Raw genomic sequence first — 13,955 nt, 5'->3', positions numbered from 1 at the left:
ATCCTCCCCTATCGTGCGATCGTGGACGGAGCCTCCCAACTCCACTGTCACGATCACCGTGCAGAAGTTTACTTACAGTCACGGTTACCCACCACTTGAACGGTCGGCCAGTTCGGAATCGGGTTATCGTCTCGAACGGAAACCACGAAGGGGGCACAAGCGGCGTGAACGATGTTACCGGTGAGTCACATTCGCCCGAACGGCGTCGACGCAAGGTACGGAGGCGTCTGTCCGACGAGGAGATCGCAGCCCAGCGCGCGAAGCGCCGTCGCGTGCAGATCGGCTGCGGTATAGGAGCACTCGTGGTCGTCGGATTCGTCGGCTGGCTGGGTTACGAAGGCCTGCAGGCGAAGTCGAATCTGGAGAAGGCGCAGAACTTCGCCACACAGGCGAAAGATGCTCTGCTCGCAGGCGATACCGACAAGGCTCGCGTCGCCGCAGCCGACGCCGATCGTTACGCCCAGGACGCCCAGGGTTCGGTCGATTCGGTGCCGTGGCGCATCGCAGGCGCCGTCCCATTCCTTGGCAGCCCGTTCGATTCCACTCGCCAGATGACCACCATTGTGAGCGGTCTCACAGAGCAGGTCCTCCTACCGGCGGTCGATGCAGGCAGTGCAGTCTCTCCCGATCAGTTGATTTTGGACGGCGCACGCATCAATCTCGCCGCCCTCCGGGACGCCGCACCCGTCCTCGAGACGACTTCCGCGGCCATCAGTAATCTCGACCAGCAGGCTCAGAATGTCGACAGCACGTGGCTCGGGGTGATCGACGATGCACGAGTCGACTTGCAGCAGCAGGTGTCCGAGTTGTCCGGTCTGCTGAACAACACGTCGCTCGCGGCGCAGATCGCGCCGGCAATGCTGGGCGCAGACGGTCCGCGTAGTTACTTCGTGGGTTTCCAGACGAACGCAGAGGCACGTGGCACAGGTGGACTGCTCGGCGGTTTCGCTGTCATCCGCGCAAACGACGGTGCTGTCTCCGTCGACGACGTCACGAGCAATCGGGAATTCCGGTTCGACTACGACCCGATCGACCTCGGTCCCGACTATCAGCGAGCATATGGCCACAGCCGCCCCACCCAGGACTTCCGTAACAGCAATGTGAGTCCCCACTTCCCGTACGCGGGCCAGATCTGGCAGTCGATGTGGCAGCAGGAGACAGGCCAGCGTGTGGACGGTGCGATCGCGACCGATCCCGTCGCACTGAGTTACGTCCTCGACGTGGTCGGGGATGTAACCCTCCCCGGCGGTGAGAAGATCACCGCGGAGAACGTGGTGGAGTTGACCGAATCCACGGCCTACGCACGTTTCGGCGACGACCAGAAAGCACGCAAGGCATACCTGGAAACGGTTGCGCAAACGGTGGTGAAGAAGCTGACCGGCAGCATTTCCAGGCCGCAAGCACTCCTCGAGGCTCTGGGACGCGCGGCAGGCGAAGGTCGCCTTGCGGTATGGAGCTCCGTCCCGGAGGAGCAAGACGTCCTCGCCACTACACCTCTCGGTCATGTCGTGCCCGATGACCCCGCGCCTTATGCCCACGTGGTGATCAACAACCTCGGTGGAAACAAGCTGGACTACTACTTGGAGCGCGAGATCGAGTACACAGCGGGATCGTGTGATGGGGAAGTCCGTGAGTCGAAGGTGACCGTGCGGCTCACCAACGGTCTCCCTCCAGGGGACTACACGAACTACGTTGCAGGAATGTTCGACAACCCTGTCGGTGCGCCCGTTGGCACGAACCTCACTGACGTCGGGTTGCTTGCGACACAAGGGGCCAAGTTGAAGAAGGTGACCGTCAACGGCACCACTGCCTTTGGATACACCGGAGTAGAACGGGGTCACCCGCTGTTCAATGTGCAGATCCCGGTGCCTCAAGGCGAGACGGTCGAGATTGCCTACGAGCTTGAGGAGCCTGCCTCTCACGGCGCTGCTCAAGTACCAACGCAGCCACTTATCGATAATCCCGTTGTAAATGTGCAAGTCCCCGTGTGTGGCTGATCTACAACGCCGCCAACCGCACGTTCATCCACGACCGTTCAGGACCACTCTTAGCGTTTGCAAGAACCGAACCAATTCAGGAAGACCTATGAACTACATCGATGCAATGAAGAGCATTGCTGCTGATCGCTATGGAATACTGTACAAGGGCGTTTCACAGCTTACATTCACAGACTTCCCGGACTATCCCAACGTAGGCGATTCAGCAATTGCCCTTGGGCAACTGAAGTATTTCGAAGAAAGCGCCATATCCGTTAAATCGGCATACTGCATCGCGACACTTCCGAAGTCGATATTCGAATCACGTGTGACAGTCATGATAAACGGTGGAGGTAATATCGCCGGCCTTTTCGACGGCATCGACGATCATCGAAACCGATTAGCACAAGAACTCCATCCCGATACCCTGCTCATCCAAGCACCTCAATCAGTCCATTTTGCAAGCCCGAGGGGAAAATCGCGTTTCATCGACGAATTCGCGACTCGACCGAATTTGAGAATGGCCGTAAGAGACCGCACCGCCCTGGACGAGCTCGCGGGAATTATCTCGGACCCGATACTAGCCCCCGACGCGGTGCACCATCTAGGCTTCATACCCTCCGCGAAACCGATCGCTAAGCATGTTGTTCTAGCACGGCGCGATCAAGAATCCGGATTTAGCGATGCTCCTATCGAATCATTTGACTGGAAGAAGGATGACCGACGACTTGCCGTGTCGTCCTCAATCCGTTGGAAATCGTTGCGGATACCCCCACTTGCTAGATACGTAAACAAATCGGTTAAACAGTGGCAGGAAATCGCCGAGAGTCGACTACAGCGCGGAGTGAACCTGCTCAGCCAGGGAGAAACCGTAGTTACGGATCGCCTCCATGCCATGCTCATTTCTCTCCAAATGGGCCGACGAGTAATAGCGATCGACAACAACAATCGGAAACTGAGCAAGTACGCAGACACGTGGTTCGGCAACACTCAGCCCGATATCCGTTTCGCAAACTCGTTCTCAGAGGCGATCGAGCTCGCTGGCTGACACGAATCGTACAGCCAAAAATCCAGAAGGTGAAATGAAGGATCTAATTTGGGCGTTCCTTGAACGTGTTTTCCCCCGCATCGCTTCTGCGCTTGTAATGCTCGGCATGACATTCTTCATTTCTCCATCAACTGTGGGAATTTACGCACTCGCAATCCTGGTAGTGACCTTCTTTCAATCAGCCACCGACGCAGCCATCCGCCAGATCGCCGTACCCGCACTACGGACCGAAATTGGGCGGGATTTCCTTGCTCGCTACTCCAAACGCACACCTATCGTAGGCGCATTATTCACCGCCCTTCCTCTGGCAGCGATCTACATAACGTTACCGGCTGATACCAAAGCAGAATTTATACCGGTGTTTATCTTCGTACTAATACCTACAGTCACCGCACGGCGTGTCACTACCATTGCATATCACCAGAAATGCGGTAACTGGAAGGCGCTTGCAAAGTTTCAACTGATCGCCGCGCTACTGTCATTTCTGGTGAGTGTTCCGGTCCTCCTCATAACGCACTCACTACTTGCGCCCGCTTTGCAGCTATTTATAACCGAACTCGGTTTCACAATACTCTCTCGTAGAGCTTTGGCCGAATGCGACGTAAAAGAGGATTCGCAAGGCGAGTCAGAAATAGTTCAGGAGACGCATAACCCCCACCGGGAATTCGTGCACCTTTCCCTATACTCCATGGTTGCATGGATACAGACACAAGCCGACCGCGTCATCATGGGACCTCTCGCAGGTGCTGCTCGTTTGGGTGAGTACACCGTCGCCACGTCAATCGCACGTAGCGCAGGTGACGCAATCTCAACCTCGACGGCCAATGTCCTACGACCTCGACTTTTCAACAGAGGTGACTCGGAAGCGGCGACCGTCCGTTCAGGTGCTGATGCGATTCTTCTCAAATCCACGCCAATCGCAGCAGCCGCAACCGCGACGACAATCGCTGGCATTGAACTTGTCCTGCGCCCCCTCCTCGACAATGAGTGGGACAGCTCCCTTGATGCCGCGATTATATTGTCGCTGACAACAGGTCCCACACTATTCGCCTGGTGCATGACTGTTATTCTCATTGCTGCAAAGCGAATCCGTTGGGCGGCACCGATCAAAATGATCGGTGCCCTGTGCGCACTACCAATAGCATTTGCAGCGGTGCAGTCTATCCAGTATGCCGCCACCTTGGCAGTTGTCCGCGAGGTGCTCGTGCTTGGCTTGCTGACCCTCGTTGCGCGTCGTTACACCCCATGGATTTCCTTGTGCATGATGCTTGGTCTCTACACCACCCTGACGACCATTGTCGCATTATTGCTCGGTACCTGACGGCTACGCTTGGAAGCAAATTCGCAGTTCGGAGCCACGTTCCGCGTGGCGGGCACAATTTCCTTGCAAATCAACCAAATGAGGGTTCGGACCTGCTCGCCGTCGTGAGGAAACCTCTCGGTTGCCCCCTAACCGTGACGTGCATTGCCAATTGCCAGTCGACAGGGAGAGATCTGGATGCTGAGCGTTCCGCCGACATCCCATCCGTGCTCAGCAATCTACGGCATGCGAGGTAGACATTACGAGGGCACGAGCCTCCGAGCGATCCTACCCGAACGTGATCGCCTCAAGGACAGCCGCTGCTATTGCTTCGTGGCCGACAGCATTTGGATTGAATGCATCGGCCACCTGCCCGCCTACTAGAGCACCCGCGGGACCGCGAAGCTGAGGTTTCGCGTAAAGGCGAGAGATGGGTACGAATACGCCTCCGGCGTTCCGACATGACTCACGGATCTCGTAGTCGTATCGCTTCGTCTTCGCTGACGGACCCCAGGTCCCGATGCATAATACCCCCGCGTTGGGGTTAGTGGTGCGGACGTTCGTCACCACGGCGTCATATCCCCCACGAAAATCGGTTGGATCGGTGCGGCCAACATCGTTTGTGCCTAGTTCTATCACCGCAAGATCTATCCCAGCCGGCGCAGGTTGCATCTGAGCAATGAACGACCATATCCGAATACCGCTTACAGCGTTTACTTGTTCACGTGCTTGCCCCCGTTTGGACGCTGCATGAATAATCCGCGACCGGAACGTAGTCAAATCGTCAGCTGTAGACGAGCCGATGGTCAACGTGCCGCCATAGAACAATAATGACGGCGAGGCCGGTACGATCGGTGTAGGAGCTGATGGACGTGGCAGAACTGATGTGTAGGTCGAGACGTAATCAGTCTCCTCTGACGCCCGGTTCTCGATAGTGAAGTACGTGCCGCAGGCGAGGACTAATCCACCCAGTATTAAGCCGATCAATATCATGTGTCGACGTCTCATGGTGCCCCTGCTGTTCCCGATATTATACCGCATGCCCACAATCTGAACTCCTCGTTCATGCTGGTCGCCGGCTAACGCGTTCCGGGCGTCTACACGAGCGCCGAATCAACCAACTTCAATATCTCCTGAGCGTTGATTTCTGGGAGAGGGGCGGCTCAGCGCCGCACTAATTCCATGTACGGCAGTCGCGAACTTGCGCGAAACCGCCCTAAGCTAAGCACAAACACATGACCACACCAGCAAGCCGCGTTCCGAGAGATGCATCGGTTTGAGAGTCTTTTGAAGTAGGACAAGACTCGAGATACCTCAAAAAACTCTATAGGGAATAATAGTACGTCAGAACCGAGGCGATTATCCTTCCAAGTCCCATATGGTCCTTATAACAGGTCGTGCAGCCAGGCGAACGAGTCGCTGACGGATAACTGGTTGGCAATCCGGGCACTAACGATACTCGCAAGCGTCACTATGCCAGTAGCCCACAGGAGCAAGCGAGAGTTCATGATATTTGGAGCCTGGCGGGTGCGCCAGAACCACCCCGCTCGGATTCCGGGTAATAGGTAGGCGGTGTTCAACTCCTAGCAACGAGCAGTCGCAGACGACGTGCCGATCTCCTTAGCTGGATTTCCCGCGCTCGTTGCGTAGTCCTTCACATCGTGAACGACGACACTACCGGCTCCAATGGTCGCACCTTGCCCAATTCGAACCGGACCAATTACGCAGGTGTTCGGACCGATATTTACATTGTCCTCAATAACGGGCGCGCCCAGACCACGTTTCGATCCCAACGTGGTGCAGTGACGCATCGTCACCGACGAACCGACGATACTGTCGTTGTGTATTACGAGGCCCATTCCATGATGCACCGCGAAGCCCGGCCCAATCTTGGTGGATGTTGGAATGTCAACACCGAATCCAGTCAAAGCGATAAGCCGATATATAGCCGAGACCGGTACTCCAAAAACGATCCGGACTATGGGCGCCCTAGAATTGCGGAGAGTCTGACTAGCCCGAAATAAGACCAAGACTAGTTGCATATGGGGGCGACCGCGATTGGCAGCAAAGTCCTGAAAAATGCCAGAATTCAACTTTTCCTCACAGGGGCTCGTTCCATGTCGTTGCGCGCCAACGCGCCGCACGGCGAATCCGGCACGTTCCGCTGGCGGACGTAAGCCAGGATAAATCCCGTTACGGCAGCCATCAGATATATAGTTGCGGTATAACCAACCAAATTACTAACTAGGCCGTTCACCAGTGCAAACGACAGGATACCGAGGAGGGCTGCACCTTCCCACCCTGGCACCTTAGCAACCTTTCGGGCATGCTTCGACATCGCTACGGCCCCTACAACCAAGAGGAGGACGCCAACCGCTCCCATGTCAACCATGACTTGAAAATACAAACTATGTGGAGGACCACCCATTGGCATTACATTATGGCTAGACGCCCCTAATCCATATCCCAGCAGCGGGTTCTCTTGCCATTCGTCGATTAATCGACGCCAGTTTTCGAATCGCCACTGAAAGGAATCGGCATCGGATTTTGATGCGGATTGGGCGCCCCAATTAAATTCAGCCACCCGGGCAGACAATCCAGACATGATGTAGCCTGCAGCCAGAACGGCCGCCACCGCTAATGATTGCAGTATTCGGCGCCCCGAGGAACGGGCGGGTCTAGTCCATACCACCACTAGAACTCCGACGATACACCCGACAATCCCCCCAAGACTACCGGTCAAAAGAAGACAGATTCCGGCCGCCAGGCATATTGAAAATGTAATCCGATCCCGCTTCTTTAGCCAGATCGCTAACAGTACGACGACCGACAATCCGAAGAACGCCCCTGCGGCATTCGGATGGCTGAACGTCGCAGTAAGTCGCCCAGCACGCGTGAATGTGCCCTCGATTGTTGTCAGTGCGCTCGCGAGCGCCACCACCGCTGCGGGCGCGATCATCCACAAGATGGTTGTTCTTGGTAAATTAGGTCTGCAGTACGCATATGCAAGAATAAAAATAGAGAGCGCTGACAACAACCGCATTGATTCGAGAATCAGGTCGCCGTCGATCCCGTATCGCCCAAACCCCACCGCTGTCCAAAATAATACAATCATTACGCCCGGAAATCCGAAACGCATCCAGCGGAAGGAACCCTGTCTGTTTGCGATATGGACAACGAGCGCATAGATCGATATAAAGGAAACAGCAAGAGTGAGAGAGCTTAGTAGCGCCGGCCGATTTCCTGTCGCAATACCGTAATCGGCCAGAGACCGTAGGACGACTAAGCCGATGATCAGCGGCCGTATTGGAATGACGGGAATAGCGAACACACAAACAAGACCACCTAGGATTAGGATGGGTGTCGTCATCGTGCTGCCTCCAGTCTTCGTGCCAACTGCCGCGACACGGTGGTGCACTTCCTCCGCAAGTAATCCCCTTCACGCTTGTTGAGGACTTCGTCCGCAAACGCGTGGATGGAGTCAATCATGCGGGTTGAACGCAACATCGCTGCCTGATCGGCGCCGGGGTCCCGAAGACCAGACAGAGCATCCCCGCCTAGCCCACATAGTCCGCGTGCCAGCGCTTCGTGTGCCTCTAACAGTAACGGTTCGACGCGGGAGGCAGCCTTCCACTCCCCGTCGCTTGTAATTTGCTCGCTGTGATGCCTGTACAGGAGCGCAGGCCATGCGGTGCGATGAATCTTCATACCCTGAGCGGCAATTCTGAGCCACAGATCGTAATCTTCTGCAAGGACGCTCCGATATCCCCCCACAGCTGAAATTGCACTTCGTCTAAATAGGGCGGTTGAATGTGCAATTGGATTTTCGATCAAGAGAATCCTATTTAGAGTGGCAGGACTCAACTTGCCCGGTCTTGTGGGACGGATAGACAACGGCTTCGGCCCCAAATGAATAACCGGAGAGAAAACAACATCTGCATCTCTGACACCCGTTTGATGTTTGAATCTCCATGGCAATACGATGTCGTCCGCGTCCATCCTCGCCACATACTCACTATCAGTAGAGTCGAGGAGCAAGTTCAAGGCATTTGCCAAGCCGCCGCAACCAGCAGATTCGATAACCTCAACCTTTGAGCAAGCGAGTGAGTCGAGGATATCTGGAGTAGCGTCGGTACTTCCGTCGTTGAGGATTACTAAGTTCGCGTCGCGTGGCAACGCACGCAATGTCGAATTCACCGCATGGCGGATAAACTTCTCACCGTTCCGAACTGGAAGAATAACTGATAAGTGCGGCATGCAATCTACTCCATCCGAGAGTTGCTGGGAACGCCGCGCTCAATCGCATTCGATATCCACCGGGGCATTACTTGAAGTGACGACTTCGCAGACACCACCTGTGCAGGGGCGCCGGCGACGGTGACATCTGCAGGAACATCTCTGCTAACGACTGAGTTCGCACCTACAACTGATCGGTCACCAACCCTGATATCGCCGTAGAGAACGGCCCCAGGCGCGATATATACGCCGTCGCCAAGGCTCGGAGCCCCGCCGTTCTGCTCGCCTAGATTGGTCGACGAGTGGATGCGACAGTACTTCCCGGCTCTAACTTTATCGTTAACAACGATACTGCCATAGTGGGGTATCGAGAGGCCACGACCAAACACCCCAGGCGGTATCGAGATGCCTAGTATGATTCCCACCCATTTGAGGTATACGCGTCGAACTAGACCGAGACGTCGAAATCCCAGAGCTCGCAACAGCTCAACACTGCGAAGTATTCGCTGGTAGTAGAGACAAGGCTCCGTCAGTCGGTAGTGGAACCTCCATCGCTCGTAGCCGTATGCCTCAAGATCCGCCTCACGAAATTTCTTGAAGTCACGAATGTTTGCGATTTCATCCCTTGCTACGACTGCTAAATATTCGTTTCTATCCGACATCCGCCATCGCTTTCGCCCATTCTAGATGAAGGCGGAGACCTTCCTCGATCGGTACAACCGGTTCCCATCCAAGCGCCTCGCGGATCTTAGTGATATCGCCTCCAGTTCGAAAAACGTCACCATTGACAACAGGCTCGCGCCGAATTCGGAGCGGACGGCCGCTGTACTTTGAGATGATATCGATAGCTCCGTTGACCGAGATGTTGCTACCTCCGGCTACATTGAATACTGATCCTGGCGCGACTTCGTTGTCCACAGCTGCAATGTTCGCCTTCACCACGTCGGAGATGTAGGTGAAGTCACGGACTTGATCGCCGCTACCGTAGAGGGTGATTTCTGTATTCTCCACTGCAGCACGAGTAAATCGTGTGAAAGCCATATCGGGGCGCTGGCCCGGCCCATAGACAGTGAAGTACCTGAGAGACACAGTAGGTACTCCAAAGTTTGCAGCGTATAAGTTGCAGAGATGTTCTGCCGACAACTTGGTCACCCCGTAGGGGCTTCGCGGTTGCGGTCGATCGAGTTCCGTAGTGGGATATCTTTCTGCGTCGCCGTACACGGAGGAGGACGAAGCGTACACGAGACGCTTTAGCGCACGGGATTCTCGGGCACACTCCAAGAGCCGTTGTGTTGCACGAATATTTGCGTCGATATAATCCGAGAAGTCATTTCCCCAAGACTTCCGCACGCCGGGCTGGCCGGCTTGGTGGAAAACAACGTCGACGTCCTCAAGAAGTGCAGAGAGGTCGACCAGATTGAGGTCTCCTTCCACCAAGTTGAAACGCTCGTGCTCCAGCGAAGAGACATTCAGTCGCTTGAGTTCGGGCGAATAATAATCAGTGAAGCTGTCGATCCCAACTACCGTATCGCCTCGCCCAACGAGTTCTTTCGCAAGGTTCGAACCTACGAATCCTGCAACTCCCGTGACTAAAGCCTTCACCCTACTACCTCACTTCGACGTCGATGTCGTGCCGATGCGCGCAGAACGCACGCTCATTCAGCGAATATTTTTTCAACAACTCGCGGTGCTTCGAGGTGTTCAACGGAAGCACGTGCCGCAGACCTACTGCATTCCCTAGCTCGGCCGACGAGCTCGGCCAAACGTCCAGCGTCTCGGTCCTTGGCGGTGAAGCCGTTGATTCCATCTTTTACCAAGGACCCGGTGTCCGAACCGGTCGTGACGACCGCGATCGCGCCCGACGCTAACGCTTCTACAAGTACGCGAGGATAGCCCTCGTACCCAGGATGGGAAGTCATGAGAAACACGCCCGCCCGGGACATCAGAGTAGCGACGTCTTTCGGTCCGACCCGGCCGTGGGCAGTAACCCTAGACGAGAGTCCCGCTCGTTCAATAAACTGGCACACTTCCTCAAGTTGGGTGCCACTCCCGACAACATCCATTGTCCATGGTTCGCCTGGGCGTTTCTCCAGAAGCTTTTCGAACGCTCGGACTGCGAGGAGTGGGTCCTTTGGCTCCTCTACGCGCCCAACCCAGAGGACCCGGAATTGATCGCGGTCCAACTCTGTTCGCTTGATCAACGCAGGGTCGAACCAAGTCGGCGAGAACTGTGCGGTTTGGTTCCAGCGCTTTACGACCGCGGCATATTCCTCGTTGAACACGAAGATCCTGCGTGAGTGGTCTACTACGGTCCGTTCGAGCTTGGCGTGCAGTTTACCCGCGAACCGCCAGATGGAGTCCGAGGTCTCACCTGTCAGTCCTGATTCTTGGGTGTGGATAAAATATGCGAGCGGTCTTTTCAGGATCGTGAGCAACGACAGCGCAGTATCCATACGGTGCGCTTGAACGATTTTCGCGTGCGGTAGACGCGAACGGTATCGGACTAGTCCTGCCACCAATCTGACGGAATGAGGAATACGACGCTTTTGGTCGGCAGGATCCAATTTGGCGACAGGGAGGAACCAGAACTTCTTACCTTCGAAAACGTGCGTTTCCCATTTCCCACAACGGGAGACGTCCTTCTCGGATGACGTATCTACGCCAACAACGGCGATATTCTTACCGTCGGGTGCGTACCGGAGCAAGCCCCGGATGCAAGTGTCGATTCCTCCCGGCGAGGGTCGTGCAGGATCAAACTGATGAACGATAAGACGGTCAATCTGCATCTGACTCATCCTATTGTGCTGGCCTTCCCTGCCCGGACCGTTGACAATCGAACGAAACTTCTCGCGCGCCACGGTTCCGGCGAAGAAGGGCGCCGACAGCAGGTATCTTCGCGCGAGTTTACGAGGCTCGACAGCCACGCGGAAGGCCCACTCCAGCCGATGCTCTCTGAAGAATTTCGGCGCACGACGTAGCGACCCTGCCGCAAATTCGATCGAGGCACCCACACACATCACGACACCTCTGTCGAGTCGCTCAACGAGCTCCAAGGCAAGTTGTTCCTGGCGAGGAACGCCCAAGCCCACAAATGTGATATCGGGGTTTGCCTCAGCGATTCGTTCGACAAGTTGAGCTCTTGCGTGATCGTCGTCAAACTCCGGTCGAGGAACCGGTTCCGTGCGCACCACGTCGAGTTGGTCATTTGCAGCCTTCAACTGCGTTGCTGCATCGACGCATGAGGTGCCAGCACCGCCCACGATTGCCACCGAGACCGGGTACTTACAAAGCTCGATCATCAGGTCAGATCCTGCAACCCGATCAACCTCAACAGGTTCTGGCACGAGGAAGCGGATCGCGCTGACGACCGGCCACCCGTCCGGTGGAGCGAAGTCCGCGAGCTCATACGCTCGTCTCAGTACAGGCTCGGATTTACTCTGCAGCACATGGGCGATGTTGGGAGTAACGACCAGGTGTGAGCGTGCCTCATCGAGCATGTTCAGGATCTTCCTGATCGCCTGATCGAACGTAGACGGATTGGTATGGATACCGCCTAGTGGGATCTTTTCCGAAGTGGTTCGACTATTTTGCTCGTGGAACCCATTATCGGAAACCGGCGGTGTCGTCGTGCGAAGGTCGCTCATCGTCCCACTCCCCGATAGGACCATCCGTTACCAGTCCAGTCGCTTGGCGTAAGGCAATTTCTCCCGTCGATAATCCGCTTCGCGCGGACCGCGTCAGCAAGCTTATTCGGAGAAAGCGTCTTGAACTCATCCCACTCAGTTAGTACAAGAATGGCGTCTGCACCGGCGCAAGCCTCGCAGACGCTCGTAGCGTATTCAAGAGTTGGAAATATGGCTCGAGAATTGTCCATTGCCTTCGGATCGTACACACTCACCGAGGCTCCTTGAAGCTGAATCTGTCCAGCAATATTTAGAGCCGGTGAATCACGCACGTCGTCGGAATCTGGCTTGAATGCTGCCCCAAGAATTGCGATGCGCGTGCCGAGGAGAGATCCTCCGACTACCTCGCGAGTCAACTCGACTAGGCGGGTTCTACGCCTCATATTGATATTGTCTACTTCACGGAGGAATGTGAGCGCCTCATCCGCACCAATTTCTCCGGCCCGGGCCATAAATGCGCGGATATCTTTAGGGAGGCAACCACCCCCGAATCCGATCCCAGCATTCAAGAAGCGGCGACCGATTCTTGCATCGTGTCCAATTGCGTCAGCGAGGACCGTGACGTCGGCGCCCGCCGCCTCGCAGACTTCAGCCATCGCGTTAATGAACGAGATTTTCGTTGCCAAGAATGCATTAGCCGCAGTTTTTACCAACTCGGAAGTTGCCAAATCTGTAAGGATAAACGGAATGTTCTCCGCTAATAGGTTGGCGTACACCTCTCTCGCGACTTCTTCTGCTCTGCCCGGTAGTGAAGGGTCTACGCCTAGGACGACTCTGTCAGGATGCAATGTGTCTTGTACGGCAAATCCTTCTCGAAGAAACTCTGGATTCCAAGCCACTTCGACCTGGTCGCCTACCGGCGACAGCGAGCGGGCTTTCATGCCCAGCTCCCGTGCTGTCCCTACAGGAACCGTCGACTTGCCGAAAATCACTGCCGGTCTCGTCAGCATGGGCGCAAGTGTGTCGATCACCGAGTGTACGAACGTCAGATCTGCAGCGTATTCACCCTTTCGCTGCGGCGTTCCTACCCCGATGAAATGAATGTCGGCGAACTCAGCGGCCTCTGTGTAGGAAGAAGTGAAGCGCAGGCGCCCACTTTCGAGGTTCCGCCGTAGTACTTCCTCCAAGCCCGGTTCGTAGAAAGGCACCTCGCCAGCTTCGAGCTTGGCGAGCTTCGAAGGATCAACGTCCACGCCCAGGACTTCGTGACCCAACTCCGCCATGCATGCGGCATGGGTGGCGCCCAGATAGCCAGTACCAAAGACGGCAATTCGGCAACTCATTCGGAAACTCCCTAATTATCTGTGCTTTGTTATGTATGGGCGCCGAGCGCCTCATGCTAGGTCTTCAGTAAGCGCCGTCGCTGGCGAGCACCGCCTTGACGGTCTTGCCGATGATCAACACATCCGAGACCATCGACCAGTTCTCCACATACGACAGATCCAGCCGCACCGACTCGTCCCACGACAGATCCGACCGACCCGACACCTGCCACAGACCCGTCACCCCGGGGCGAACCAACAACCGGCGCTGGACCCGACCGTCGTAGGCCTCCACCTCACGCCGCAACGGCGGACGCGGACCCACCACACTCATCTCCCCACAAAGAACATTGAGGAACTGCGGCAACTCGTCGATACTGAACCGCCGCATCACCTTCCCCACACGAGTAACCCGCGGATCGTCCTTCAACTTGAACAACGGACCCGCAC

General features: G+C 55.9%; 12 protein-coding genes. 3 read left to right on the top strand and 9 right to left on the bottom strand.

The window, feature by feature from the left end; genetic code table 11:
* The first annotated feature begins 164 nt into the window (after window positions 1-164).
* The 3 genes from A8G18_RS16610 to A8G18_RS22590 all read left to right on the top strand — a co-directional run bounded on the left by A8G18_RS16610 (window position 165) and on the right by A8G18_RS22590 (window position 4,345).
* On the top strand, window positions 165-1,997 hold the full coding sequence (locus A8G18_RS16610) for a DUF4012 domain-containing protein (RefSeq protein ID WP_064064737.1): 1,833 nt from the start codon (window positions 165-167) through the stop codon (window positions 1,995-1,997).
* An 88-nt stretch (window positions 1,998-2,085) separates the two neighbouring features.
* On the top strand, window positions 2,086-3,024 hold the full coding sequence (locus A8G18_RS22595) for a polysaccharide pyruvyl transferase family protein (RefSeq protein WP_167352109.1): 939 nt from the start codon (window positions 2,086-2,088) through the stop codon (window positions 3,022-3,024).
* Window positions 3,025-3,058: 34 nt separating this feature from the next.
* Complete coding sequence (locus tag A8G18_RS22590) at window positions 3,059-4,345, top strand: lipopolysaccharide biosynthesis protein (protein WP_084421895.1); 1,287 nt, start codon at window positions 3,059-3,061, stop codon at window positions 4,343-4,345.
* Between the two features lie 267 nt (window positions 4,346-4,612).
* Here A8G18_RS22590 and A8G18_RS23695 read toward each other — a convergent pair whose 3' ends face one another.
* The 9 genes from A8G18_RS23695 to A8G18_RS16585 form a co-directional block, all read right to left on the bottom strand.
* Window positions 4,613-5,317, bottom strand: a complete 705-nt coding sequence (locus A8G18_RS23695) for an SGNH/GDSL hydrolase family protein (protein ID WP_167352108.1) — start codon at window positions 5,315-5,317, stop codon at window positions 4,613-4,615.
* 590 nt (window positions 5,318-5,907) lie between these two features.
* Window positions 5,908-6,135 (bottom strand): DapH/DapD/GlmU-related protein, encoded by a 228-nt coding sequence (locus A8G18_RS23690; RefSeq protein WP_425337705.1) that lies wholly within the window; start codon window positions 6,133-6,135, stop codon window positions 5,908-5,910.
* A 278-nt stretch (window positions 6,136-6,413) separates the two neighbouring features.
* Window positions 6,414-7,694, bottom strand: coding sequence for an O-antigen ligase family protein (locus A8G18_RS22580; protein ID WP_084421889.1), 1,281 nt, complete (start codon window positions 7,692-7,694; stop codon window positions 6,414-6,416).
* On the bottom strand, window positions 7,691-8,581 hold the full coding sequence (locus A8G18_RS22575; RefSeq protein WP_084421887.1) for a glycosyltransferase family 2 protein: 891 nt from the start codon (window positions 8,579-8,581) through the stop codon (window positions 7,691-7,693). Before A8G18_RS22575 ends, A8G18_RS22580 begins: the two co-directional genes overlap by 4 nt.
* Window positions 8,582-8,586: 5 nt before the next feature.
* The gene (locus tag A8G18_RS23685; protein WP_084421885.1) at window positions 8,587-9,222 is read right to left on the bottom strand and encodes a serine O-acetyltransferase; all 636 of its coding nucleotides are present in this window, start codon (window positions 9,220-9,222) and stop codon (window positions 8,587-8,589) included.
* The gene (locus tag A8G18_RS16595; RefSeq protein ID WP_064064734.1) at window positions 9,212-10,162 is read right to left on the bottom strand and encodes an NAD-dependent epimerase/dehydratase family protein; all 951 of its coding nucleotides are present in this window, start codon (window positions 10,160-10,162) and stop codon (window positions 9,212-9,214) included. Before A8G18_RS16595 ends, A8G18_RS23685 begins: the two co-directional genes overlap by 11 nt.
* Before the next feature lie 53 nt (window positions 10,163-10,215).
* Entirely contained in the window at window positions 10,216-12,204 is a 1,989-nt protein-coding gene (locus tag A8G18_RS22565) for a WecB/TagA/CpsF family glycosyltransferase (protein WP_167352106.1), read from the bottom strand.
* Window positions 12,201-13,526, bottom strand: coding sequence for a UDP-glucose dehydrogenase family protein (locus A8G18_RS22560; protein WP_084421881.1), 1,326 nt, complete (start codon window positions 13,524-13,526; stop codon window positions 12,201-12,203). Before A8G18_RS22560 ends, A8G18_RS22565 begins: the two co-directional genes overlap by 4 nt.
* A 64-nt stretch (window positions 13,527-13,590) precedes the next feature.
* On the bottom strand, window positions 13,591-13,955 hold a 365-nt coding region (locus A8G18_RS16585; protein WP_167352105.1), incomplete at its 5' end, for a sugar transferase.

Origin of the sequence: Rhodococcus gordoniae, assembly GCF_001646655.1 — a bacterium.
Taxonomy (GTDB): Bacteria; Actinomycetota; Actinomycetes; order Mycobacteriales; family Mycobacteriaceae; genus Rhodococcus; species Rhodococcus gordoniae.
This window is presented reverse-complemented; position numbering and strand designations above follow the sequence as displayed.

What these genes read in the sequence shown, in the direction of transcription:
- A8G18_RS22595 (WP_167352109.1), top strand. Translation starts at nt 2,086, where the DNA reads ATGAACTACATCGATGCAATGAAGAGCATTGCTGCTGATCGCTATGGA.
- A8G18_RS22590 (WP_084421895.1), top strand. Translation starts at nt 3,059, where the DNA reads ATGAAGGATCTAATTTGGGCGTTCCTTGAACGTGTTTTCCCCCGCATC.
- A8G18_RS23695 (WP_167352108.1), bottom strand. Translation starts at nt 5,317, where the DNA reads ATGATATTGATCGGCTTAATACTGGGTGGATTAGTCCTCGCCTGCGGC.
- A8G18_RS23690 (WP_425337705.1), bottom strand. Translation starts at nt 6,135, where the DNA reads ATGCGTCACTGCACCACGTTGGGATCGAAACGTGGTCTGGGCGCGCCC.
- A8G18_RS22580 (WP_084421889.1), bottom strand. Translation starts at nt 7,694, where the DNA reads ATGACGACACCCATCCTAATCCTAGGTGGTCTTGTTTGTGTGTTCGCT.
- A8G18_RS22575 (WP_084421887.1), bottom strand. Translation starts at nt 8,581, where the DNA reads ATGCCGCACTTATCAGTTATTCTTCCAGTTCGGAACGGTGAGAAGTTT.
- A8G18_RS23685 (WP_084421885.1), bottom strand. Translation starts at nt 9,222, where the DNA reads ATGTCGGATAGAAACGAATATTTAGCAGTCGTAGCAAGGGATGAAATC.
- A8G18_RS22565 (WP_167352106.1), bottom strand. Translation starts at nt 12,204, where the DNA reads ATGAGCGACCTTCGCACGACGACACCGCCGGTTTCCGATAATGGGTTC.
- A8G18_RS22560 (WP_084421881.1), bottom strand. Translation starts at nt 13,526, where the DNA reads ATGAGTTGCCGAATTGCCGTCTTTGGTACTGGCTATCTGGGCGCCACC.